21 protein-coding genes are annotated in these 23,284 nt (G+C 52.9%); 14 read left to right on the plus strand and 7 right to left on the minus strand.

The annotated features are described in order from the left end of the window. The first annotated feature begins 22 nt into the window (after positions 1-22). From Hfont_RS03590 to Hfont_RS03640, 11 genes are all read left to right on the plus strand, one after another. The gene (locus Hfont_RS03590; protein WP_112990836.1) at positions 23-355 is read left to right on the plus strand and encodes an FmdB family zinc ribbon protein; all 333 of its coding nucleotides are present in this window, start codon (positions 23-25) and stop codon (positions 353-355) included. A 50-nt stretch (positions 356-405) separates the two neighbouring features. After that, positions 406-1,047 (plus strand): DUF502 domain-containing protein, encoded by a 642-nt coding sequence (locus Hfont_RS03595; RefSeq protein WP_112990837.1) that lies wholly within the window; start codon positions 406-408, stop codon positions 1,045-1,047. 93 nt (positions 1,048-1,140) lie between these two features. Continuing rightward, positions 1,141-2,946, plus strand: a complete 1,806-nt coding sequence (aspS, locus tag Hfont_RS03600; protein WP_112990838.1) for an aspartate--tRNA ligase — start codon at positions 1,141-1,143, stop codon at positions 2,944-2,946. Positions 2,947-3,064: 118 nt separating this feature from the next. Continuing rightward, the gene (nudB, locus tag Hfont_RS03605) at positions 3,065-3,595 is read left to right on the plus strand and encodes a dihydroneopterin triphosphate diphosphatase (protein ID WP_181666411.1); all 531 of its coding nucleotides are present in this window, start codon (positions 3,065-3,067) and stop codon (positions 3,593-3,595) included. Positions 3,596-3,681: 86 nt separating this feature from the next. Next, positions 3,682-4,476 (plus strand): endonuclease/exonuclease/phosphatase family protein, encoded by a 795-nt coding sequence (locus Hfont_RS03610; RefSeq protein WP_112990839.1) that lies wholly within the window; start codon positions 3,682-3,684, stop codon positions 4,474-4,476. 120 nt (positions 4,477-4,596) lie between these two features. Beyond that, complete coding sequence (locus Hfont_RS03615) at positions 4,597-5,763, plus strand: phospholipase D-like domain-containing protein (RefSeq protein ID WP_112990840.1); 1,167 nt, start codon at positions 4,597-4,599, stop codon at positions 5,761-5,763. Positions 5,764-5,956: 193 nt separating this feature from the next. Next, positions 5,957-7,360 (plus strand): MFS transporter, encoded by a 1,404-nt coding sequence (locus Hfont_RS03620; RefSeq protein ID WP_277740084.1) that lies wholly within the window; start codon positions 5,957-5,959, stop codon positions 7,358-7,360. Between the two features lie 153 nt (positions 7,361-7,513). Next, positions 7,514-7,894 carry an RNA-binding S4 domain-containing protein gene (locus Hfont_RS03625; protein ID WP_112990841.1) on the plus strand — a complete coding sequence of 127 codons (381 nt, stop codon included), beginning with the start codon at positions 7,514-7,516 and terminating at the stop codon, positions 7,892-7,894. Between the two features lie 60 nt (positions 7,895-7,954). Further along, complete coding sequence (locus tag Hfont_RS03630; protein ID WP_112990842.1) at positions 7,955-9,745, plus strand: acyl-CoA dehydrogenase C-terminal domain-containing protein; 1,791 nt, start codon at positions 7,955-7,957, stop codon at positions 9,743-9,745. A gap of 94 nt (positions 9,746-9,839) precedes the next feature. Then, positions 9,840-12,251 carry a 3-hydroxyacyl-CoA dehydrogenase/enoyl-CoA hydratase family protein gene (locus tag Hfont_RS03635; protein ID WP_112990843.1) on the plus strand — a complete coding sequence of 804 codons (2,412 nt, stop codon included), beginning with the start codon at positions 9,840-9,842 and terminating at the stop codon, positions 12,249-12,251. A 155-nt stretch (positions 12,252-12,406) separates the two neighbouring features. Further along, the gene (locus Hfont_RS03640; RefSeq protein ID WP_112990844.1) at positions 12,407-13,603 is read left to right on the plus strand and encodes an acetyl-CoA C-acyltransferase; all 1,197 of its coding nucleotides are present in this window, start codon (positions 12,407-12,409) and stop codon (positions 13,601-13,603) included. Between the two features lie 80 nt (positions 13,604-13,683). On the opposite strand, the gene Hfont_RS03645 is transcribed toward Hfont_RS03640, so the two are convergent. From Hfont_RS03645 to Hfont_RS03665, 4 genes are all read right to left on the minus strand, one after another. Beyond that, entirely contained in the window at positions 13,684-14,388 is a 705-nt protein-coding gene (locus tag Hfont_RS03645; protein ID WP_112990845.1) for a hypothetical protein, read from the minus strand. Positions 14,389-14,642: 254 nt separating this feature from the next. Next, the gene (locus Hfont_RS03650) at positions 14,643-15,644 is read right to left on the minus strand and encodes a GlxA family transcriptional regulator (protein ID WP_112991688.1); all 1,002 of its coding nucleotides are present in this window, start codon (positions 15,642-15,644) and stop codon (positions 14,643-14,645) included. A gap of 186 nt (positions 15,645-15,830) precedes the next feature. Beyond that, the gene (gene frc, locus Hfont_RS03655) at positions 15,831-17,081 is read right to left on the minus strand and encodes a formyl-CoA transferase (protein ID WP_112990846.1); all 1,251 of its coding nucleotides are present in this window, start codon (positions 17,079-17,081) and stop codon (positions 15,831-15,833) included. Between the two features lie 393 nt (positions 17,082-17,474). Further along, positions 17,475-18,443 (minus strand): GlxA family transcriptional regulator, encoded by a 969-nt coding sequence (locus Hfont_RS03665; protein WP_206604452.1) that lies wholly within the window; start codon positions 18,441-18,443, stop codon positions 17,475-17,477. A gap of 231 nt (positions 18,444-18,674) precedes the next feature. Here Hfont_RS03665 and Hfont_RS03670 point away from each other — a divergent pair, with 231 nt between their 5' ends. From Hfont_RS03670 to Hfont_RS03680, 3 genes are all read left to right on the plus strand, one after another. Beyond that, the gene (locus Hfont_RS03670) at positions 18,675-19,373 is read left to right on the plus strand and encodes a M24 family metallopeptidase (RefSeq protein ID WP_112991690.1); all 699 of its coding nucleotides are present in this window, start codon (positions 18,675-18,677) and stop codon (positions 19,371-19,373) included. A 200-nt stretch (positions 19,374-19,573) separates the two neighbouring features. After that, positions 19,574-19,918 (plus strand): CidA/LrgA family protein, encoded by a 345-nt coding sequence (locus Hfont_RS03675; RefSeq protein WP_112990848.1) that lies wholly within the window; start codon positions 19,574-19,576, stop codon positions 19,916-19,918. Beyond that, entirely contained in the window at positions 19,915-20,640 is a 726-nt protein-coding gene (locus Hfont_RS03680) for an LrgB family protein (protein WP_112990849.1), read from the plus strand. Before Hfont_RS03675 ends, Hfont_RS03680 begins: the two co-directional genes overlap by 4 nt. A gap of 18 nt (positions 20,641-20,658) precedes the next feature. Here the strand turns inward: Hfont_RS03680 and Hfont_RS03685 are convergent, their stop codons facing one another. From Hfont_RS03685 to Hfont_RS03695, 3 genes are all read right to left on the minus strand, one after another. Continuing rightward, on the minus strand, positions 20,659-21,093 hold the full coding sequence (locus Hfont_RS03685) for an NINE protein (protein WP_112990850.1): 435 nt from the start codon (positions 21,091-21,093) through the stop codon (positions 20,659-20,661). A 2-nt stretch (positions 21,094-21,095) separates the two neighbouring features. Then, complete coding sequence (locus Hfont_RS03690) at positions 21,096-22,385, minus strand: c-type cytochrome (protein WP_112991691.1); 1,290 nt, start codon at positions 22,383-22,385, stop codon at positions 21,096-21,098. A gap of 71 nt (positions 22,386-22,456) precedes the next feature. Then, positions 22,457-23,209, minus strand: coding sequence for a c-type cytochrome (locus tag Hfont_RS03695; RefSeq protein WP_241523001.1), 753 nt, complete (start codon positions 23,207-23,209; stop codon positions 22,457-22,459). Positions 23,210-23,284 lie beyond the last annotated feature (75 nt).

Here is a 23,284-nt window from a genome sequence, read left to right on the forward strand (position 1 = left end):
AAGATTTTCGCGGGAATTTGTCATGCCAATTTATGCGTACCGTTGTGAAGCCTGTGCTTTTGCCAAAGATGCGTTGCAAAAAATATCCGATCCAGTCCTGACTGATTGCCCGCAATGCGGCAAGTCGACTTTCAAGAAGCAGTTGACCGCAGCAGGATTTCAACTCAAGGGTACCGGTTGGTATGTCACTGATTTTCGTGGTGGTCAGGGCGGTACGACAGCCCCTGCAGTGGCGAACACGGCTGGCGATACATCATCGGCTGCAAAGTCCGATGCAGCTGCGTCGGCGGCAACGCCAGTTCCTGTCGCCGCAGCAGCAACATCGGCTGCTTCGAGTGCGAAATCCGATTCATGACACTGCATCGCGCCGGAAAAGTCCGGCCGATTTTTTTACGGTAAATCATCATGCGTAAATACTTCATTACCGGTTTGTTGATCCTTGTTCCTCTCGCGATTACCTTGTGGGTGTTGAATCTGATCGTCGGCACGATGGACAAGTCCCTGTTGCTGCTGCCTATGAGCTGGCGGCCGGAAGCCTTGTTTGGTTTTGCAATTCCCGGTCTCGGCACCATCCTGACTCTGCTGATTATTTTCCTGACAGGTCTGGCTACACGCAACTTCATCGGTAATCGCGTCGTCGCTTTGTGGGAAGCGGTATTGCAGCGGATTCCCGTGTTCAACACGATTTATTCCAGCGTCAAGCAAGTATCGGACACCTTGTTCTCGTCATCGGGTAACGCATTCCGTAAAGCACTGCTGGTGGAGTATCCACGCAAAGGTTCGTGGACGATTGCATTCATGACTGGTGTGCCGGGCGGCGATGTACGCAATCATTTGGTTGGCGATTATGTCAGCGTGTATGTGCCAACGACGCCGAATCCTACCTCGGGTTTTTTCCTGATGGTGCCGCGCGCGGATACGATAGAACTCGACATGAATGTCGATGAGGCATTGAAGTACATCGTTTCCATGGGCGTCGTTACTCCCGAATTTTTTGACAAGACACAGATTATCGATCCGAATAAATCGGGATCGGATATTACGTAATCAGATTTACGTACCTGCAGCAATTTAATAATTAAGTAGCGATCGCCGTTTTTTAGCGATAGCAAACAAAGAACCTGAAACTGGAATTTGAATATGTCTATGCGAACTCACTACTGCGGCCTTACTTCTGAAGCGCTGCTCGATCAAACCGTCAGCCTGTGCGGCTGGGTCCATCGTCGTCGCGATCATGGCGGCGTCATCTTCATCGATCTGCGCGATCGCGAAGGTCTGGTGCAAATCGTTTGTGATCCGGATCGCGTCGACGTATTCAAGGCAGCGGAAGCTGTACGTAACGAATTCTGCCTGCGCATCACCGGCGTCGTGCGTAATCGTCCTGACGGCACCACCAACAGCAATCTGACTTCGGGCAAGATCGAAGTGCTGGCGCATGAACTGGAAGTATTGAATGCTTCCGTCACGCCACCGTTCCAGCTGGACGACGACAACCTGTCGGAAACCACACGCCTGACACATCGCGTGCTGGATCTGCGCCGTCCGCAAATGCAAAACAATCTGCGCCTGCGTTACAAGGTCACGATGGAAGTGCGCAAGTTCCTCGATGCGCAAGGCTTCATCGATATCGAAACGCCGATGTTGACCAAGTCGACACCGGAAGGCGCGCGCGATTATCTGGTGCCATCACGTGTCAACGCCGGTCACTTCTTCGCGTTGCCGCAATCGCCGCAATTGTTCAAGCAATTGCTGATGGTTGCCAACTTCGATCGCTATTACCAAATCACCAAATGCTTCCGCGATGAAGATTTGCGTGCCGATCGTCAGCCTGAATTTACGCAGATCGATTGCGAAACTTCGTTCATGAATGAACAGGAAATTCGCGATCTGTTCGAAGGCATGATTCGTCTGGTCTTCAAAAACTGCCTGAATGTCGATTTGCCAAATCCATTCCCGGTAATGGATTACGCAACTGCGATGGGCTTGTACGGTTCCGACAAACCGGACATGCGCGTCAAGCTCTCGTTCACCGATTTGACCGAGATCATGAAAGAGGTGGAATTCAAGGTGTTCTCGGGCGCGGCGAATATGGAAAACGGCCGTGTAGTCGGCTTGCGCGTCCCGGGTGGCGGCGCGATGCCACGTTCCGAGATCGATGCGTACACCCAGTTCGTCGCGATCTACGGCGCCAAAGGCCTGGCTTACATCAAGGTCAATGAAAAAGCCAAGGGCCGCGATGGCTTGCAATCGCCTATCGTGAAAAACATACACGACGAAGCGCTGGCAAAAATTATCGAAGCAACCGGCGCAGAAGACGGCGACCTGATTTTCTTCGGTGCTGACAAAGCAAAAGTAGTTAACGATGCGATCGGTGCTTTGCGCGTCAAAGTCGGTCACAGCGATTTCGGCAAGAAAAACGGTTTGTTCGACGATGTATGGCGTCCATTGTGGGTAGTCGACTTCCCTATGTTTGAATTCGACGAAGACAACCAGCGCTGGTCGGCAACCCACCATCCATTCACCGCACCTAAAGACGGTCATGAAGACTTGATGGAAACCAATCCGGGTAAATGTCTTTCCAAAGCCTACGATATGGTTTTGAATGGTTGGGAACTGGGCGGCGGTTCGGTCCGTATCCATCGTGCCGACGTGCAAAGCAAAGTGTTCCGCGCCTTGAAAATCGGTGCAGAAGAAGCGCAACTGAAGTTCGGTTTCTTGCTGGACGCCTTGCAATATGGCGCGCCTCCGCATGGTGGTCTGGCATTCGGTCTGGATCGTATCGTCACCATGATGACCGGTGCCGAATCTATCCGCGACGTGATCGCTTTCCCGAAAACACAGCGCGCGCAATGTCTGTTGACGCAAGCGCCGTCGGAAGTCGACGAGAAGCAATTGCGCGAATTGCACATTCGTTTGCGCAATGTGGAGCCAGTAGTAAAAGGCTAAGTCTCTAGGCTTGGTGCTTTTACGGCATAATAAAAAGGCGCGGAATTCCGCGCCTTTTTTTCGCACCTTTTTCCGTTCCTATGCTTTGCTTCTATGCACTTTGAAAGACACGATTGGTATGAACCGGCCTTACAAAATTCCTGAGTCCGTTTTGGTGGTCATCCATACTGCCAAACTGGAAGTGCTGTTGATTGAGCGCGCCGACAGGCCTGGTTTCTGGCAGTCGGTGACAGGTTCCAAAGACAGCGTGGATGAGCTTTTTCTGGAAACGGCCGTGCGTGAAGTTGAAGAGGAAACAGGTATAGCGGTACGAAATTTGCCTGAAGAACCAGAGCGGGCCTCAGAAGTTGCTTCAGAGATTACGTCAGTGAGCGCGCATGTTGCATTGGAAAATCTCAAGGATTGGCAACTTTCCAATGTCTATGACATCTATCCTGTATGGCAACATCGTTATGGACCGGATGTGACACGCAATACCGAGCATGTTTTTGGTTTGCTGGTGCCACGCGACATTCCGGTTGTGTTGGCACCGCGCGAGCATTTGAACTTCATGTGGCTCCCTTACCGCGAAGCTGCCGATAAATGTTTTTCCGCATCGAATGCCGAGGCAATTTTAATGTTGCCCAAGTATGTCGACGCCAAGGGATAAGGTCCGTAAAGAACACTTGCAATTGCATACCCTGGAGCAGATTCATTCGATCGTAGCGTCAATTTAATTAGCCAGGTATAAACTGCATGAAACTACGCATTACGACTTACAACATACACAAGGGCGTGTCGTCGTTCGGCGCCAGACCGCGCGTACACGCACTAAAACAAGCCATCAATGCCATGCAATCGGACGTCCTTTTTCTGCAGGAAGTGCAGGGGCGTCACGATTTACATGCGCTAAAACATGCGACCGATTGGCCGGAGTTGTCGCAACAGGATTTTCTTGCCGGCGATTCGCATCAATCTGCGTATGGCATGAATGCAATCTATGATCATGGCCATCATGGCAATGCCTTGTTGAGCTGCTATCCGATTCTGTCGTCTCGCAATCAGAATATTTCCGATCACAAGTATGAGTCGCGCGGCATCCTGCATTGCGTGGTGCGAACGCCGGAAGCCGAGGTACATTGCTTTGTGATTCATCTGGGCTTGTTTGCAGGTAGTAGAAAACGCCAGACGGAAGCCTTGATAGATGCAGTCTCCAGCTCGGCACCTCCTGATGCGCCATTGATCATCGCTGGCGATTTCAACGATTGGGGTAATCATCTGAGCGAGGAGTTGCGTGCACAGTTGGATGTGGCAGAAGTCTTCGATGCAAATCTTTCCAAGCGCGGCTTCGGCAGTTACCTGCGTCAGTTGAGCGGTCGCGGTATCAAGATTCAGCCTGCACGTACTTTTCCGGCGGCGATGCCTTTCCTGCAGCTTGATCGGATTTATGTGCGCGGATTCAAAGTAGAATCAGCCGAAGTCCTGCACGGGGCAATATGGGCGAAGTTGTCTGATCATGCTCCCATCGTCGCAAATTTGACGCTGAAATAAACGATGGCCTGAACGGCCATTAATAGAAAGTGGGCGTATGCATTCTGTGCGCCCCGAAAAATCGGCACAGATCAGTCGCGCTTATGCGGCTCATCATTCATTGCAAGGCAGCCTAAACTTATGCGCTCGGTTAGCTTTATCGGTCTAAACGATATCCAGCTCTTGCATTGCGGTGAAGAATATTTCCCCGCAATGATCGAGGCGTTCGACGCTGCACAATCAGAAATTTATCTGGAAACGTATATTTTTTCTGCGGATGAAACTGCGGAGAAAATCAAGGCAGCGCTGGTGCGCGCAGTACAGCGCGGCGTGATGGTCAATGTCACTACAGACTGGATAGGCACAGGCAATCAGGCATCGCGCACACTGCAACGCGAGTTTGATGCGACTGGTGTGGAACATCGCAGTTTCAATCCGTGGTTCGTGCGCGGTATCGCTCGCATGCATAAAAAGCTGTGTGTGGTGGATAGAACGGTGGCGTTTCTCGGCGGTGTGAATATCGTTGACGACATGCATGGCGATGACGATCACGGCATTACTTTGCCGGCACCGCGTTGGGATTTCGGCGTGCGCATAGTCGGGCCGCTAGTCGCGACTATTCATTGGGAAATGGCCGTGAGCTGGGCGCGCCTCGGCAATCTCAGTCTGCGTACGCGCTGGGCGACATTCAGGGAACAGCAATCGCGCAAGTCTACGGATGCGCGCGAACCTATCGTGGCTGGCTTGGTGGTACGTGACAATTTGCGGAATCGCCGCACGATACAAAATGCCTATTTAAAAGCGCTGGGTGGTGCGCGCGAGTCGGCCTTGCTGGCGAATCCGTATTTCGCTCCCGGTCGAAAATTGCGCAAAGCCTTATCGTCAGCAGCATTGCGTGGCGTCGATGTGACCTTGCTATTGGGCGTAGGTCAATATCGTTTTCAGGATGTCATTGCACGCTCCTTCTATCCGAAATTATTGAAGGCTGGCGTCAAGATTGTGGAATACAAAAAAACGCAATTGCACGGCAAGGTCGCAGTGGTCGATGATCAATGGGCGACGGTCGGCTCCAGCAATTATGACGGCTTCAGCCTGTTTGTGAATCAGGAGGCGAACGTGGTCGTGATCGACGCCGGTTTTGCAGAGCAATTACGTGCGCATATCGAGCGGGGCGTAGCGGATGGCGTGGCAGTCGACTTGTCGGAGTTCGACAAGATCCCTTGGTACAAGAGGGCGTTTTATCATTTTGCTTATTTTATTTATAAAAACCTGCTGCGGCTGATTACCTGGGGCAGGTCTGCTGAATGACTGCATCGTGTATCGATGAGTGAAAGACATTACGCTTTCGCATGAATGTTTTTGTCTATGTCTGGTTGCGTTGCCAGTAAATGAATGCTCGCTGACGCGCAATAAAAAATCCAATTACACTAATCAACTCTTCATGACGCCGGCATGCTGGCGTCATTGTTATTTTCAAGTCTGATTGGCAAGTGTGGAGAAAATTCTGAAGCAACAGCCCGGTAATCATATTGAAATCAGCGAACAGGACGGCTTGCCGCTGGAGCAGCGCCGCTGGGCGATAGTCGCAGTCTCCATCGGCGTGGCGATGTCTTCACTGGACACGGCGATCGCCAATACCGCCTTGCCGGCAATGGCCAGCCAGTTGCAAGCGACGGCCGCCGATTCGGTCTGGATCGTCAATGCTTACCAACTGGCGATGGTAGCAACTCTGTTGCCATTTGCCGCGCTGGGCGAAATACTCGGTTACCGCCGCGTCAGTATCTTTGGATTGTTTTTGTTTACGCTGGCGTCGCTGGCCTGCGCCTGCGCGTGGAACCTGCCAACGCTGCTCGTTGCGCGCCTGTTTCAGGGCGTGGGTGCGAGTGCGATCATGGGCGTCAACACGGCGATGCTGCGCGCGATCTATCCGGCACGCATTCTCGGGCGCGGCCTCGGTACCAACGCGCTGGTGGTTGCAGTGGCGTTTACGGCAGGCCCGAGTGTGGCATCGTTGATACTGTCGGCCTGGTCCTGGCCATGGCTGTTTGCCATCAATGTGCCACTCGGTGTGATTGCCTTGCTGCTGGCGCGCAAGGTTTTGCCAGTGACCCGGCAGGCCGCGCACAAGTTCGACGCGCTGACGGCAATCTATAACGTAGGTGCTTTCGGAATGCTGATTCTGACCATAGGCGACGCCGCACATTTGGTGGAATGGAGAAGACTGGTCATTGAAGTAGTGGTCACCGCTGCGTTCTTCATCCTGCTGTTGCGTCGGCAGGGCGGGCATCAGGCGCCGATGTTGCCGGTGGACTTGTTTCGCCGACCGTTGTTTGCGCTTTCTTCATTGACGGCCGTGTGTACGTTTGCGGCCCAAAGCCTGGCCTTCGTTTCGCTGCCGTTTTACTTCCAGATGGTACTCGGTCGTTCAGCCGTGGAAACAGGTTTTCTGATTACGCCATGGGCAGTGCTGGTCGGCATCATGGCGCCGATTGCCGGCCGTTTGAGCGACCATTATCCGCCGGGGCTGCTGGGTGGCATCGGTTTGGCGGTATTGTCGGGCGGGATGGTTTCACTGATTCTGATGCCTGAGAATCCGTCGACATTCGCGATTTGCTGGCGTATGGCAGTGTGCGGAATCGGCTTCGGTTTTTTTCAGGCACCCAATCTGAAGGCCATCATGCACAGTGCGCCGCCGGAACGCAGCGGCGGTGCCAGCGGCATCATCGCGACGTCGCGTTTGATCGGGCAGGCATCGGGGGCAGCGCTGGTGGCGTTTTGTTTTACTATTTCGAGTAACAACGGCGAGTTGTATGCATTGATGCTGGGCGCTGGTTTTGCCGTTGCCGGCAGCATTGCGAGCTTTTCACGTTTGTTCGTGACGCCGTTGTCGTTTAGAAAGCCTTGAATCGGCTAATCAATATTTCAGAAGCGGGCAACACCTGCCAGGAACTGGAAATACGTACTTTCACTTCAGCGGAAAGAGTCATTTTTTTGCGAAGCGATTTCCTGTCGGGGTCGCTACAATGGGGTTTTAGAAAAGTATCAATTAGCATTCACAATGGCAACAGAAAACGTACGCATCGATAAATGGTTGTGGGCTGCGCGATTTTTCAAAACGCGAACGCTGGCTGCCGATGCTGTCGATAATGGCAAAGTCAAACTGGACAGGGATCGCATCAAGCCCGCACGCAACGTCAAGGTTGGCGAGATTCTGCACATTGATAATGGCGCGACTGAATGGGAAGTGACTGTGATGGCCTTGTCTGATGTGCGCGGTTCGGCAGAAATGGCGCAGAAGCTTTATGCCGAAACAGAGCAAAGCATAGTCAAGCGCCAGCAGGAGGCGGAGAAAAGAAAATTCTTCAAGGAGCCGGGATTGGCGCTAAAGGGACGACCGACCAAACGCGATCGACGTCTGCTCGACAAGACGAATCAGTAATCGATTTCAGATGATAGTATTCAATAGCATTCAAACCAAAACAGCTGCCAGGAGACATTCATGGGTCAATACGTTGCGCCTCTGCGCGATATGCAATTTGTGCTGCACGAACTGCTGCACGTTGCAGATGAATTGAAGCAATTACCTAAGCATGCCGACATCGATGCCGATATCATCAATCAGGTGCTGGAAGAGGGTGGCAAGTTCACTTCAGAAGTACTGTTCCCACTCAATCATTCAGGCGATCGTGAAGGCTGCAAGCTGGACACGAACACGCATGAAGTTACTCCACCAAAAGGTTTCAAAGCGGCGTATGAACAATACGTGGCAGCCGGCTGGCCATCACTGACTTGCGATCCGGAATACGGTGGCCAGGGCTTGCCTATGGTCGTGCAAAACTCGTTTTACGAAATGTTGAACGCATCGAATCAGGCGTGGACCATGTACCCGGGCCTGTCGCACGGCGCGTACGAATGCCTGCATGAACACGGCACCGATGAACAGAAAGCGCTGTATCTGCCGAAGCTGGTTTCCGGCGAATGGACAGGCACCATGTGTCTGACAGAAGCGCATTGCGGTACCGATCTCGGCTTGCTGCGTTCCAAGGCCGAGCCGCAGGGCGATGGCTCATACAAAATCACCGGCAGCAAGATTTTCATCTCGGCCGGTGAGCACGACATGGCGCAAAACATTTTGCATCTGGTGCTGGCGCGTCTGCCGGATGCGCCTGCTGGCACCAAAGGTATTTCACTCTTCATCGTGCCGAAATTCTTGCCGAATGCAGATGGCAGCATAGGTGCACGCAATCCGATTTTCTGCGGTGCGCTGGAAGAGAAGATGGGCATACACGGCAACGCAACCTGCCAGATGAATATCGATGGCGCTATAGGCTGGATGATAGGCGAGCCGAACAAGGGTTTGAACGCGATGTTCGTGATGATGAATGCGGCGCGCCTGGGCGTTGGCATGCAATCTTTGGGTTTGACCGAAGTCGCGTATCAAAACGCCTTGATCTACGCGAAGGATAGATTGCAAATGCGCAGCCTGACCGGAGCAAAAGAAGCCAGCAAGCCAGCCGACCCTATCATTGTGCATCCCGATGTGCGTCGCATGTTGCTGACGGCAAAAGCATATGCCGAAGGTGGCCGGGCATTCAGCTCGTATGTCGCACTGCAGATCGACAAGGAACTGAATCATCCGGATGAAGCGATCCGTGCCGAAGCGGTTGATGAAGTGGCGTTGTTGACTCCTATCATCAAGGCCTTCCTCACCGACAATGGCTGGATCTCTACCTCGGAAGCGATGCAGGTGTACGGTGGTCACGGCTTTATCTCCGAATGGGGCATGGAGCAATACGTGCGCGACTCGCGCATCAACATGATTTATGAAGGCACTAATACGATCCAGTCGCTGGATTTGCTGGGCCGCAAAATCCTGCTGGATAACGGCAACAAGCTGCGCAAGTTCGGTGAAAAAATTCGTGCCTTCATTGAAGAAAACGGCACCGATGAAGCGATGTCGGAGTTCATCACACCGCTCGCTGACCTCGCAGAAAAAGTGCAAAAGCTGACTATGGAAATCGGTATGAAGGCTTTCCAGAATCCGGATGAAGTCGGCGCCGCAGCTGTGCCATATCTGCGTGTGGTCGGTCATCTGATCTACGCCTACTTCTTTGCGCAAATGGCAAAGATCGCCTTGGCGAAACAGGATGGCGGCGATAACTTCTACAAATCGAAACTGGCAACAGCGCGTTTCTATTTCGGCCGCCTGCTGCCGGAAACCGCGATGCTGATTCGCCAGGCGCGTTCCGGCTCGGCCAATCTGATGGCACTGGATGCCGAACTGTTTTAAATCTAGCCCTAATATTATTGCGATTGAAACGGTGCGCTATTTACTAAGCGTTGATTGCGTACCATTCATCAAGAGTTTATCGAGAGGTTAAAGCATGTCAAATTTCATCGTCAAAAAAGTAGCAGTACTTGGCGCCGGCGTGATGGGGGCTCAGATCGCAGCACATTGCGTGAATGCCAAAGTGCCGGTCATCTTGTTCGATCTGCCAGCCAAGGATGAGAACAAAAGTGTGGTCAAGAATGGCGTCGTATTGCGCGCCATCGAGAATCTGAAAAAACTCAATCCCGCGCCGCTCGCCAATCCTGATTACGCAGCCTTGATAGAAGTCGCGAACTACGAAGATCATCTGGAGTTATTGCAGGATTGCGATCTGATCATCGAAGCGATTGCCGAACGCATGGACTGGAAACACGACCTGTATAAAAAGGTCGCGCCGCATATAGGCCGCAACACGATCTTTGCATCCAACACATCCGGCTTGTCGATCACGGCTTTGTCGGAAGGATTTGATGCTGATCTGAAATCGCGATTCTGCGGCGTGCATTTCTTCAATCCGCCGCGCTATATGCATCTGGTGGAATTGATTCCTACGGCTGCCACCAAGCCGGAAATTCTCGATCAGCTGGAAGGTTTCCTGACCTCGACTTTGGGCAAGGGCGTAGTCCGCGCATTCGATACACCCAACTTCATCGCCAATCGCGTTGGCATCTTCGGCATGCTGGCGACGATGCATGAGGCTGAGAAATTCGGTTTGACGGTTGACGTCGTTGACGATCTGACCGGCAGCAAACTCGGTCGCGCCAAATCCGGTACCTTCCGCACCGCCGATGTGGTCGGGCTGGACACGATGGCGCACGTCATCACGACGATGCAAAACACTCTGCAAAACGATCCTTTCTTCCCGATTTATCAAACGCCGGAAATCTTGACCAAGCTGATAGGCGGCGGCGCCTTGGGTGCGAAAGCCGGTGCCGGTTTTTACAAGAAAGTCGGTAAGGATATTCTTCGGATTGATCCGGCCAAAGCAGATTACGTCGCCGGTGGCGGCAAGGCCGATGATCTGGTTGCGCGCATCCTGAAAGAAAAAGATCCGGCAAAGCGCATGAAGGCTTTGCACGATTCGACCAATCCACAGGCGCAATTCCTGTGGGCGATTTATCGCGACATGTTCCATTACATCGCCGTGCATCTGGAATCGGTAGCCGACAATGCACGCGATATTGATTTCGCCTTACGCTGGGGTTTCGGCTGGACCAACGGCCCATTTGAAACATGGCAAGCCGCAGGCTGGGAACAAATTGCAAGCTGGGTCAAGGAAGACATAGACGCAGGTAAAGCACTCAGCACGGCAGCTATGCCAGCATGGGTCTTCGATGGCCCGGTTGCGAAAAATGCTGGTGTGCACGCGGCAGATGGTTCATGGTCACCAGCGCAGAAAAAGAATGTGCCGCGTTCCAGCCTGGCTGTTTATCAGCGCCAGGCATTCCGCGCGAGCGTCTTTGGTGACAAGTCTGCCAACGGCAGCACTGCCGGCACTACTGTATTCGAAGATGAGTCGGTACGCATCTGGCATCAGGACGACGAAGTATTGATCCTGTCATTCAAAACCAAGATGCATGTGATTGGTGCCGGCGTGACTGCCGGTATCGCGAAGGCTATCGCCGAAGCGGAAAAAAATTACAAAGGTTTGGTGATCTGGCATGGGGATGCGGCTGAAGGCGGCGCGTTCTCGGCCGGTGCCGATTTGCAATCGATGCTGCCACTGTTCATGTCAGGCGGCGTCAAGGCAATCGAGCCAGAAGTCGTCAAGCTGCAGCAAGCGCATCAGGCTTTGAAATATGCGAATGTGCCGGTCGTCGCAGCGGTCGCAGGTTTGGCCTTGGGCGGTGGTTGCGAATTGCTGTTGCACGCAGCCAAGCGTGTCGCATCTATCGAATCGTATATCGGTCTGGTGGAAGTCGGCGTCGGCTTGATTCCAGCCGGCGGCGGTTTGAAAGAGGCAGCAGTGCGCGCCGCGAATGAAGCCAAAGGCAACGACATCCTGCAATTTCTCAAACACTATTACATGAGTGCGGCGACGGCGACGGTTTCCAAATCCGCACTGGAAGCGCAAACCTTGGGTTATCTGAAGAGCGATGACGTGATCGTCTTCAATCCATATGAGTTGCTGCATATCGCGAAGGTGCAGGCGCGTGCGATGTTCGATGCCGGTTATCGCGCGCCACGTCAAACACTGGTGCCGGTTACCGGTAAATACGGTCTGGCAACGATAGGTGCGCAGCTCATCAATATGCGTGATGGTGGTTTCATCTCTGCGCATGATTACAAGCTGGGCACGATGATCGCCGAGATTGTGAGTGGTGGCGATATCGAACAAGGTTCGCTGGTTGACGAGCAATGGCTGCTCGATCATGAGCGCAAGGCATTTATGGAATTGTTGAACAATCCGAAAACGCAGGAACGCATCATGGGCATGATGCAGACCGGCAAACCAGTCCGCAACTAAGTAAGGAGTAATAAAGCTACTGCGCGATCCAATCTCAGCGCTGTGATGCTCGCCGTACTTGCGTACGACTGCGCTTCTCGCACCGACCTTGGCTTGCTCGCTACGCTTTCTTACCCCTTCCTGATCTAATAATTAAGTTCTCTCAGGAGCACAAGATGAGCAAACAACTTCAAGATGCCTACATCGTTGCAGCGACCCGTACACCGATAGGCAAAGCGCCGCGCGGGATGTTCAAGAACACGCGCCCTGATGATTTGCTGGTGCGCGTGTTGCAGTCAGCTTTGACGCAAGTACCTGAGCTCGATCCGAATCTGATCGAGGATGCGATAGTCGGTTGTTCTTTTCCCGAAGCAGAACAGGGTTTGAATATGGCGCGCATGGGCGTGCTGCTGGCCGGTTTGCCGAAGACAGTGGGCGGTGTTACCGTCAATCGTTATTGCGCATCCGGTTTGACCGCGATTGCGATGGCGGCTGATCGTATCCGCGTCGGCGAAGCGGATGTGATGATCGCCGCCGGTGCCGAGTCCATGTCGATGGTGCCTATGATGGGTCATCATCCTTCGATGAATATGGGCATCTTCAAGGATGAAAATATCGGCATGGCTTACGGCATGGGTTTGACTGCTGAAAAAGTCGCCGCGCAATGGAAGGTATCACGTGAAGCGCAGGATCAGTTTGCATTGAACTCGCATTTGAAGGCGCTGGCAGCGCAACAGAGCGGCGAGTTCAGCAATGAGATGACGTCTGTCGATATCGTTGAGCGCTTCCCGAATCTGTTCAATGGTGAAATCGATATTGCCACTCGCATGGTGAATATGGATGAAGGTGCGCGTGCCGATACCAGTCTCGAAGTGTTGGCAAAGTTGCGTCCGGTGTTTTCACCCAAAGGTTCGGTCACCGCCGGCAATAGTTCGCAAACTTCCGACGGTGCAGGCGCATTGATTCTGGTCAGTGAAAAAATCCTCAAGCAATTCAATCTGACGCCATTGGCGCGCTTCGTTTCATTTGCAGTACGCGGTGTACCGCCGGAAATCATGGGCATAGGACCTAAGGAGGCAATCCCTGCTGCCTTGCGCGCCGCTGGTTTGAAGCAGGATCAGATGGACTGGATAGAACTGAATGAAGCCTTTGCTGCGCAAGCGCTGGCGGTGATTCAGGATCTGGGTCTCGATCCTGTCAAGGTCAATCCTATGGGTGGTGCGATTGCACTTGGTCATCCACTCGGTGCGACCGGTGCGATTCGTTCCGCGACAGTGGTGCATGCCTTACGTCGTAAAAATCTGAAATACGGCATGGTCACGATGTGCGTGGGTACAGGCATGGGTGCAGCCGGGATTTTCGAACGCATGTAATTTGAAGGTATAGTGGCAGAGTGCATGCAGGCCAGCTTTCTCAGCCTGCATGCTTATCTCTCGCATCTTGCAAGCACCTGTTATTTCCCCAGCAGCGCCAGCGTATGTTCCCATTCCGCAGTCCATGCGTACAAGAACGCATGCGTATTGAAAGCTCTTTTCAAGTGTGACATCGGTACCCGATACGCATCATTCAATCCCAGCGCCAGCGTGACCGGATTCCACAAGGCCTTGTTCCTGGCCTTTTTTCCACTGCCCTTAATCCTCGCGCCCTCGTCGCCAAATATGCCACCACCGCTGGCCAAGGCCTGTTCCAGATCAATTTTTACCAGGCTGGAAAATGCGATCAACACTTCCTCTTTATTGATGCCAGTCTGTGATTCCCTGGCTTCCTCGACTTTGACTGGCTCAGCCTCGCGCTTGAGTTTTTTTACCAGGTGCTCCAGATCCTTTTTCAGGAAACGCAACTCATGCAAAGCCCTGCGAAAGCCCGGTGGCGGTAATTGCGTCACTATCTTGTAGGCGTCTTTCGTGATCGTGATGAGTACGTCTTCGCTGCCTGCGGCAAGTCGTCGCGTGTCGTCCCCGAAAAAAATCGGCGCTGCATAGCCACCGTTCGCATCGCCGAACAGCGCGGGATAGTCGGCGTCATAATCCAGCCAGACGTAAGGCGTCAAGCCATGCTCCAGCATGCGCGCCAAAGTCCACGGCGTGTCGGTCTGCTGCGCCAGCCAGCCACACGCTTGTTCCGTTGTTGCTCGAAATGGTAGTTCTATGATCGTCATTTTCTTTTACACGCGCCAAAAGTTAATTGCCTGCATGCGCGCCTGATGCCGCTTGCGGGAAGGCGCACATCATATGCGAAAGCGGAAGGAATACTTCGTTCATCATTGCGCATACATGCGATGCGCGTTTGTATCAGTGCGATACCGGCCTTCATGCGCGGCCGCTTCCTTTCTTATCCTGAATGAACTGGCCGTGGTAGATGGTGCGATTACGCGTGAAGTACGCAAGATTGCAGGAATCTAAATTAGGTCTATCAAAATTTTTCTACTGTTGATTTCTTCTGCGTAGCATCGTCGGTTTTGAATCGTTCGCGATAATCTACAGGGCCGATGCCCAGGCGTTTTGCGAACACGCGACGCAAGGTCGCCGCATTGGTAAAGCCGCAGCGCTTGGCAATTTCCGTCAGGCTGATATCGGTAGCTTCCAGATGACGTCGCACTGCATCGATGCGCGCATCGTTGACGAAGGTCATCAGCGTCATGCCACATTCCTGCTTGAAGATGCGAGACAGATGGCGTTCGCTCATCTGCATTTTTTCTGCGATGGATGGCAGTGTATGTTCTACATCCAGATTTGCAAGCACGTAACTCTGGATTGCGCCTACTGGTGAATCGGTTTCTGCCTGCAGTTCCAGCAAAGGGCTGAACTGCGATTGCCCGCCAGCGCGACGCAAATAAACGATCAAATACTTGGCGACATCCAGCGCCATCTTCTTGCCAAAATCTTCTTCAATCAAGGCCAATGACAAATCGATGCCGGCGGTGACGCCAGCCGTCGTGTACAGCGCGTCGTCCTTGACGTAGATGCGGTCCGGCTCAACGATGGCTTTGCGGAACATGCTGCTCAGGCGCGCCGCATCCATCCAGTGTGTGGTGACAGTTTTGCCATTGATCATGCCGGCCGCGCCGAGTGCGAACACACCATTGCAGATCGCGCCTACGCGACGGCAATTCTCGCCTTGTTGCAGCAACCAGTCGATCAGCGGTGTGTCTTCCAGCAGATCGAAAACACCCAGTCCACCCGGCACGATCAGTGTGTCGAAATGCGGAGCGGGGTCGAAGATCGTGCGATCTGGCGTAATCGTCAATCCACTCGATGATTGGATCGGCCCACGGGTGGTTGCGATGGTCAGGATTTCATATTCGCATTCGCCATTGCTGAGCACCTTCACTTCTGCAAACGCATCGCTGGGAGCCGCGATATCCAGCATCTGGAAGCGAGGGAAAACCAGCAGGGCGACGGTAATTTTGCGCATGGTTGATATGGGTCGCGATGGTAATGAATACAGATTGAATTGTGCATCGATCATATCAAGTTGTGCGTCATTGAGGAATTGCCATTAAAAACGTTAATTTCAGCCGATAAGAATGCGGAATAAATGAAGGTCGGAAGTAAAAGAGCGCCGTCTGGCGCTCTTTTATCAGTCGGCCTTACATCAACATCAAACGGCTTCTGCTGCGTGCAAGGCTGCGATTTGCTGCGCGTTATAGCCGAGCTTGGCCAACACTTCATCCGTGTGTTCACCGAGCAATGGCGACTGCGTGATTTCCACTTTGTTGGCGGACATCTTGATCGGGCTGCCGACGGTCAAATATTTTCCGCGTACCTTGTGATCGACTTCGACGATGGTTTCACTTCTGCGCAGCGATGGATCGTTGGCGATTTCCTTCATCGACAAAACCGGGCCGCATGGAATGTCGAATTTACGGAATATTTCAATCGCTTCGAATTTGGTTTTGTCCTGCAACCATGTTTCGATATAAGCGAAGATGTCGAAAATCTTGTCCTGACGTGCACGTGCAGTCATGTAGGCAGGATCGTCTATCCATTCTTCCTTATCGATGGCGCGGCAGGTTTGTGGCCATGCGGTGCCCTGGATCGTGAAGTAAATGTAGGCGTTAGGATCTTTTTCCCAGCCTTTGCATTTCAGGATCCAGCCTGGGTTGCCGCCACCGCCGGCGTTACCGCCGCGTGGTACGACATCGGTAAAGGTGCCGTGTGGATATTGCGGATATTCTTCCAGCACGCCGGTGCGATCCAGACGTTGCTGATCGCGCAGTTTGACGCGGCACAGATTGAGTACAGCGTCTTGCATGGATACCGCAACCTTTTGGCCGAGACCGGTAGTGTGGCGTTGCTGTAGCGCTGCCAAAATACCTATCGTCAAATGCATGCCGGTATTACTGTCGCCGAGTGCTGCGCCGCTGACTGTTGGTGGGCCGTCCCAAAAACCGGTGGTGCTGGCTGCACCACCTGCTGCCTGCGCGACGTTGTCATAGACTTTCAAGTCTTCATAAAAATGGCCGTCGTTGAAGCCTTTGACCGATGCCAGAATCAAACGTGGATTCAACTTCTGGATCGTTTCCCAGGTGAAGCCCATGCGATCGAGTGCGCCAGGTGCAAAGTTCTCGACCATGATGTCGGATTGCTTGATCAACTTCTCCAGTACTTCCTTGCCTTCTGGTTTCTTGGTGTCCAGCGTCAATGATTTCTTGTTGCAGTTCAACATGGTGAAGTACAGCGCGTCAGCACCTGGAATGTCTTGCAGTGATGTGCGTGTCGCATCGCCGGAGCCTGGGCGTTCAACCTTGGTGACGTCGGCACCGAACCATGCGAGTTGTTGCGTGCAGGAAGGGCCGGCTTGCACGTGGGTGAAATCGATAATCTTGATGCCGTCTAATGCTTTGCTCATGATTGATGTTCCTTCGTTTCTTCGTTAACTATGTCCGTATTGGCTGCTTTCAGCTTGTCTGAAAATGGTTTGAAACAGCTTTTTTGCGGTAGAAATGTCACCCGCTTCCAACAACATTGCGTGGCCGGTACAAGGCCGTTTTCAGCAGGTTCGAAATGATTCTGCCTAGGCTTTTTTGTCATTTCCACGTCTATTTTTGACTTGGCTGGCATAGGCACGGATGCGTCGGCGCATGCATGCACGTCTGTCTTTATTTGCTTGAATTTCGTTAAACGGACAATTGTGGAAGTGGCTTGAATCGGACAGAAGGCTTGCAACGGCCATGGCTTCAAATGAGGGGAATTTCGAAAAATGCAGCATAAGAAGAGAGCGAAAATCAGATGAAGCAGAGGTTCATGCTTTTTGAAATCCTGCAAAGTTGGCGCGATATTGCATCGCGGTGACACCGAGTCGCTTCACGAATACCTGACGCATCTGATTCGCATTACTGAAGCCGCAGCGATAGGCGACGCGCTTTAGTGGATCGCTGCTTGCTTCCAATAGTGCGCGTGCAGCATCGACTCGCGCACTCTCAATGAAATCTGCCGGCGTAATTTTTGTATCACGGACGAATACGCGTGCGAAGTTACGCGGGCTCATGGCCACGACAGTTGCCAGATTTTCGACGTTCAATTCTTCCGCCAGATGCGCCAAGACGTATTGTTGCGCAATGCTGGCGGGTGACGTTTCTGCTACATACGGTGTCAGGTAAGGACTGAACTGCGATTGTCCGCCGCGTCGTTGCATGAAGACGATCAGTCGCTTCGCGACATTCAATGAGACTTCAGGACCGACATCATTCGACAGCAAGTACAGCGACAGATCGATGCCGGCAGTCACACCAGCCGATGTGTACAGATTGCCGTCTTGCAGAAAGATGCGGTCGGCATCGACTTTGATCTTGGGGAACATCACCGCCAGTCCAGGCGCATCGTTCCAGTGTGTGGTGACTTGCCTGTCGTCCAGCAGGCCGGCATGCGCCAATAGAAAAGCGCCATTGCAGATAGAACCGAATTTTCCCGAACGCGTTGTGGTATCGCGTAACCAGCCCAGCAATTTTTCATCGCGCGGCATGCGCGGCAACTCAGGTCCGCCAGCCACCAGCAGCAGATCGAAGCCTTCTGTCGCTTCGCTGTAATGTCTATGCGCCATGATGGGCAAGCCGTTTGAACAAGGTATCGGCCCACGTTTCGTTCCCAACACTTCGAGTTGATAGTGTTGCTCCCGTGGCAGAAAGCGATTCGCTTCTGCGAAAACATCCATTGGCCCCGATACATCGAGTGCCTGTACACCGGGAAAAACGAGTATTGCAACTGTGGGCACGATTGCTCCTTGCTGTCTTGTACGAATTGAATCGCCATGCATACAACGATCACATCAGGATATAGAGGTATAGACGTTTCGCATAAGTGATTCAAATCGCCTTGGCAGAATTTCCACCATCGTTGTCAGTTTGCAGCGCCATGCGGCGCTATGGTTCGCTACGCTTGTTCACCATAATTTATCCCAAGACGTGAAGGCATGTCGCCCTCATGTAAATGTGGAGAATGAATGATGAATGAATCTGTAATCAAGAATTGCCTTACCAATGCAGAGCGCGTAGGCCCGGCATTCTCGGTAGATGGCATGTTGCAGGCAAGGGCAGCAACACGCGATGCGATCCGTGCCATCTCTGCACTGGTCAAACCCGGCATGCTGGAAGAAGATGCAGTCGATATGGCGAAGCGTACCTTGCTCGCGTCCGGTCTGGATCTGACCTGGCATCCGACGCGCGTGCGCTTCGGCAGCAATACGATGAAAGCGATGAAGCAGGCGTCCGAACCGGGCATAGTCTTGAAAGAAAACGATATTTTCTTCATCGACATGGCACCGCGTTTTCAGTCATGGGAAGGCGATGGCGGCGCATCTTTCACGGTAGGCAGTAACGAAGAATATGCGCGTTGCGCCGCCGATGCAGAAACACTATTCCACGATGTACGTGCACTGTGGCAGGCGGAAAAATTAAGCGGCCATGACTTGTATCGCTACGCCGATCAGAAAGCCAAAAGCATGGGCTGGGAATTGAATTTCGATTTGCCTGGTCATCGCGTATCCGACTTTCCGCATGCGGCACTCCACACCGGTTCGCTGGCTGACTACGATTTGCCACCATCGGCGATGCGCTGGATACTGGAAATCCATATCCGTCATCCTGAGAAACAATTCGGTGCCTTTTTTGAAGACATGCTGCTGGACGATGATAGCTACGTCTGACAGCAGTGAAGAAGGACAGAGGAGGTAATGTGGACTGAGGTGGAAGCTCGCAACAATCGCTGAAAATATTTCATCTATTCTGCACCGTAAAATTTGGCGACGGCTGATACGATACGAAAAATACCGGAGCAGGTACATTCCAGCTTCGACGTTCGTGTTTTTATCGTCATGCAAGCCCTCTCCTTACTTTCGATTCCGCCATGCTGAATACACTATTGATTCTGCTCATTTTCCAGACCATGGGTGAAGGGCTGGTTTATCTGTTCTCGTTGCCGATTCCCGGTCCTGTGATTGGCATGCTTTTGCTGCTGGTATTTCTGATCATGAAGAAAGGCGTGGCGGCGCAACTGGCACCTTCGACTTCGCAATTGCTGTCGAATATGGCTTTATTGTTTGTGCCGGCGTGTGTAGGCATCAGCGTGCATGTGCATCGTATTGCGGAGGAATGGCTGCCTATCGTTGTGGCGCTGGTAATCAGTACCGTGGTATCCATCGTGGTGACGGCACTGGTGATCAGCAAGCTCAAGCGCAAGGTGCCTGAATGATGCCGCATCTGAATACCGTGTGGGTTTATCTGGCCGGCTCACCCTTGCTGTGGCTGACCGCGACGCTGCTTGCGTATCGGATCTCCATCATGATTTATGAAAGAACCCATCGCAGCCCCTTGGCGAATCCGGTCGGTATATCGGTTGCGATTCTGGTGCTGGTTTTATACATCAGTGGCACACCTTACAAAACCTATTTTGACGGCGCGCAATTTGTGCATTTTCTGTTGGGGCCGGTGACGGTTGCGTTGGCGATTCCGTTGTATCAGCAGATGGAAAAATTGAAGCGCAACTGGTTTGCCTTGCTGGCTGGTGCATTGATAGGTGGAATAGCTGCGATCGCTTGCGCGATGAGTGTGGCCTGGGCATTGGGTGCATCGCCATTGACGATATTGTCTATGGCACCGAAGTCGGTGACGATCCCGATTGCGATGGGTGTCACTGAAAAAATCGGCGGCTTGCCGACCTTGACCGTTGTCATGGTCATGTTCACAGGAATTTTCGGTGCCGGCATTGCGCACTACGTTTTCAAGCTGATGAAGATAGAAGATGACCTGACCTGCGGTTTTGCATTGGGTGCAACCGCGCACGGGGTAGGAACCGCACGTGCGTTTCAAGTGAGTCAAGAGATGGGTGCGTTTTCCGGATTGGCGATGGGGATGTCCGGCATCCTCACCGCCTTGTTGTTGCCGCTAGTGCTGAAACTGCTCGGATATTTCTAGAGCATGCTGAAATCACGTTCAACCGAAAGCGCCGCCAGTCAGGAATAAATCAGTAGCGCGGGCGACGCAGAAAATGAAGGTCGTGACACCCAGTGCAAACGTTAGCACCAGCAAGACGATGAGTGGCCAGCCGGATGCCGATTTGCGGGGCGAGTTCGCATTTTGTCTTGCATCCCATTTTGCATCGGCAGTTAAACCAGTGACGACCGCTTCTATCCAACCAGCAAAAATCGAGACAGGAAACAATGCAATGATGCTGATCGGCAGTGTGTGCGGCGATTGCGCGAGGAATACTGCGGATGCAAACAGGATGAATGCCATCACATAATTCCATGCCCAGAAATCTCTGGAGCCATACAAATAAAAGCGATGAGCCCCGACTCCGCCGAGAAAAACAGCCAATAGCGTGGTCAGCGTTTTGTTCCTGTGTTTTGTTGTAAGGCTTTGGTTCATCTTCAATGGCGTGAGCGATAGCGGTTAACGTCGTTGGATAAGATGGCATTGCCCTGATTGCCCCATGAGTTTCTTACATAGGTCAGCACGTTTGCGACTTCTTCATCCGACATGGATTGGCCAAATGGCGGCATGCCATAAGGACGCGGGTTCCCGACTGTACTAGGAGCGTAGCCGCCATGCAAGACCATCCTGATGGCATTGGTCGCGATCGGTGTGTTGATTGCGGAACTGCCGGCCAATGCCGGATAAACCGATGGCACGCCTTTGCCCGATGCCTGATGGCAGGTCGCGCATTGGTTTTCATACAGTTTGGCACCGGCGGTGATCATTGCCTTTTTATCTTCAGGGCTCATATTCTCGGCGTTGATAGGTGGCGCTGCGATCTGTTGCGGCAATGATTTCAGATAACCGCTTAATGCGTTGATGTCAGCATCGTTCATATGCTGCGAGCTGCCTGCGACCACTTCTGCCATCGGTCCGCTGACGGAACGATTGGGTGCGACGCCGGTTTTCAGGAATGCGGCCAGATGTGCAGCTTCCCAATTGCCCAAGCCGTTTTCTTTATCGCCGTTTAATGGCGGTGCGTACCAGTTCAAAACCGGAATCATGCCGCCACCAAGTTCAGCTTTCAGATTGATGCCACCGAAAGAATCGCGCGGCGAGTGACAGGCGCTGCAATGGCCCAGGCCTTGCGCGAGGTAAGCCCCACGATTCCATTCGACAGATTGCTTGTCGTCGTTCGCGTACTGGCCTGGGCGGAAGTACAAGGCACGCCACACATACAAGAGTGCGCGATTGTCGTAGGGGAAGCGCAATTCTGGCGCGATATTTTTTTGCGTAACAGCCTGCAGCGTTTGCAGATAGGCGAAGATCGCATCCGAATCAGCACGCGTCACCTTGGTGTAGTTTGTGTACGGGAAAGCCGGATAGAGCAGGCTGCCATCTTTCGATTTGCCGTTATGCATGGCTTGCCAGAAATCGCCATTGTTCCATTTGCCTATGCCGGTTTCTGCATCCGGCGTTAGATTCGATGTATAGATATTGCCGAAAGGTGTAGGCACGGCGCGACCGCCGGCATATTTTTCACTGCCGCGCGCAGTGTGACAGCTCATGCAATTGCCGACGCGTGCGAGGTATTCACCCTGCTTGATTTGCTCAGCCAGATTGGCGGGCGGTACTGACGGTTGATTTAGATCTGGGTTGCGATTAGCCAGCACTAACCAGATCACTGCGGCCGCAATAATTGCCAGCAATAGCGCAAGGATGTTCCACAAGATTTTTCGTTTCATCATTTGCTTGATCTTTATTTTCGGCTTTGCTTACTTAAGTGCGACTTGATGGCGTGAGTTTGTGATCCGGCTCAAGGCGACAGCTTGCCGCATTCCAGCGGCAGCTTGACCTTTAGCGCAGGGGCAGGCGATGCATTTGCCGGTACACGTTGCTCGGATAACCATGCAGTCACTGCGCTGATGTCGGCAGCGTCCATTTTCTGCACGATGTGCGCCATGCAATCCGGCGTCGCTGCCTTGCGCGTGCCTATCTTCCACGCGCCTATCTGACCGAGTAAATAATCGCGTGGCAAGCCTATCAGGCCAGGAATCGCCGGCGCGGTACCTGTCATTTTTGCGCTATGGCAGGCCACGCAAGCCGGAATACCTTTGGCCTTGTCGCCGTCATGCACCAATACACGTCCACGTTCCAGCTCAGTCGGATTCGATTGGGACGGTTGCGGTGCAGGATAAGGTGGATGCTGGTCGGAAAAATATTGTGCGATCTCACGCAGGTAAGCATCCGACATGTTTTCCAGCATGGCCGTCATGACCGGATAAGTACGCTTGCCATCGCGGAAATTGATTAGCTGGTTGTACAGATAGCCCGCCGGCTTACCGGCGATGCGCGGGTAGTAACCATCGCTACCGGCACGGCCTTCCTTGCCGTGACAAACCACGCAAGCGGCGACGCGCTGCGCAATCGTATCGGGAACCCTGGCTTCTTCGGCGCTGGCAAATTTGCTGCTGAATAAGAAGATTGCAATGCCCGCAATCAACATAGTGCCGAGTGCGGATCTGGCAAGCGGGTAGCGATAGGTACGCATGGTGAATGGCTCACTCATTTTTCTATGGTCTCGTGGCAAATACTGTCGGCGCTGATGGTTCCGTCGCGACAAATTTAACGGCTGAAAATGCGG

Origin of the sequence: Herminiimonas fonticola, assembly GCF_003293745.1 — a bacterium.
Classification (GTDB): Bacteria; Pseudomonadota; Gammaproteobacteria; order Burkholderiales; family Burkholderiaceae_D; genus Oxalicibacterium; species Oxalicibacterium fonticola.

What these genes read in the sequence shown, in the direction of transcription:
- Hfont_RS03590 (WP_112990836.1), top strand. Translation starts at nt 23, where the DNA reads ATGCCAATTTATGCGTACCGTTGTGAAGCCTGTGCTTTTGCCAAAGAT.
- Hfont_RS03595 (WP_112990837.1), top strand. Translation starts at nt 406, where the DNA reads ATGCGTAAATACTTCATTACCGGTTTGTTGATCCTTGTTCCTCTCGCG.
- aspS (WP_112990838.1), top strand. Translation starts at nt 1,141, where the DNA reads ATGTCTATGCGAACTCACTACTGCGGCCTTACTTCTGAAGCGCTGCTC.
- nudB (WP_181666411.1), top strand. Translation starts at nt 3,065, where the DNA reads ATGAACCGGCCTTACAAAATTCCTGAGTCCGTTTTGGTGGTCATCCAT.
- Hfont_RS03610 (WP_112990839.1), top strand. Translation starts at nt 3,682, where the DNA reads ATGAAACTACGCATTACGACTTACAACATACACAAGGGCGTGTCGTCG.
- Hfont_RS03615 (WP_112990840.1), top strand. Translation starts at nt 4,597, where the DNA reads ATGCGCTCGGTTAGCTTTATCGGTCTAAACGATATCCAGCTCTTGCAT.
- Hfont_RS03625 (WP_112990841.1), top strand. Translation starts at nt 7,514, where the DNA reads ATGGCAACAGAAAACGTACGCATCGATAAATGGTTGTGGGCTGCGCGA.
- Hfont_RS03630 (WP_112990842.1), top strand. Translation starts at nt 7,955, where the DNA reads ATGGGTCAATACGTTGCGCCTCTGCGCGATATGCAATTTGTGCTGCAC.
- Hfont_RS03635 (WP_112990843.1), top strand. Translation starts at nt 9,840, where the DNA reads ATGTCAAATTTCATCGTCAAAAAAGTAGCAGTACTTGGCGCCGGCGTG.
- Hfont_RS03640 (WP_112990844.1), top strand. Translation starts at nt 12,407, where the DNA reads ATGAGCAAACAACTTCAAGATGCCTACATCGTTGCAGCGACCCGTACA.
- Hfont_RS03645 (WP_112990845.1), bottom strand. Translation starts at nt 14,388, where the DNA reads ATGACGATCATAGAACTACCATTTCGAGCAACAACGGAACAAGCGTGT.
- Hfont_RS03650 (WP_112991688.1), bottom strand. Translation starts at nt 15,644, where the DNA reads ATGCGCAAAATTACCGTCGCCCTGCTGGTTTTCCCTCGCTTCCAGATG.
- frc (WP_112990846.1), bottom strand. Translation starts at nt 17,081, where the DNA reads ATGAGCAAAGCATTAGACGGCATCAAGATTATCGATTTCACCCACGTG.
- Hfont_RS03670 (WP_112991690.1), top strand. Translation starts at nt 18,675, where the DNA reads ATGAATGAATCTGTAATCAAGAATTGCCTTACCAATGCAGAGCGCGTA.
- Hfont_RS03675 (WP_112990848.1), top strand. Translation starts at nt 19,574, where the DNA reads ATGCTGAATACACTATTGATTCTGCTCATTTTCCAGACCATGGGTGAA.
- Hfont_RS03680 (WP_112990849.1), top strand. Translation starts at nt 19,915, where the DNA reads ATGATGCCGCATCTGAATACCGTGTGGGTTTATCTGGCCGGCTCACCC.
- Hfont_RS03685 (WP_112990850.1), bottom strand. Translation starts at nt 21,093, where the DNA reads ATGAACCAAAGCCTTACAACAAAACACAGGAACAAAACGCTGACCACG.
- Hfont_RS03690 (WP_112991691.1), bottom strand. Translation starts at nt 22,385, where the DNA reads ATGAAACGAAAAATCTTGTGGAACATCCTTGCGCTATTGCTGGCAATT.
- Hfont_RS03695 (WP_241523001.1), bottom strand. Translation starts at nt 23,209, where the DNA reads ATGAGTGAGCCATTCACCATGCGTACCTATCGCTACCCGCTTGCCAGA.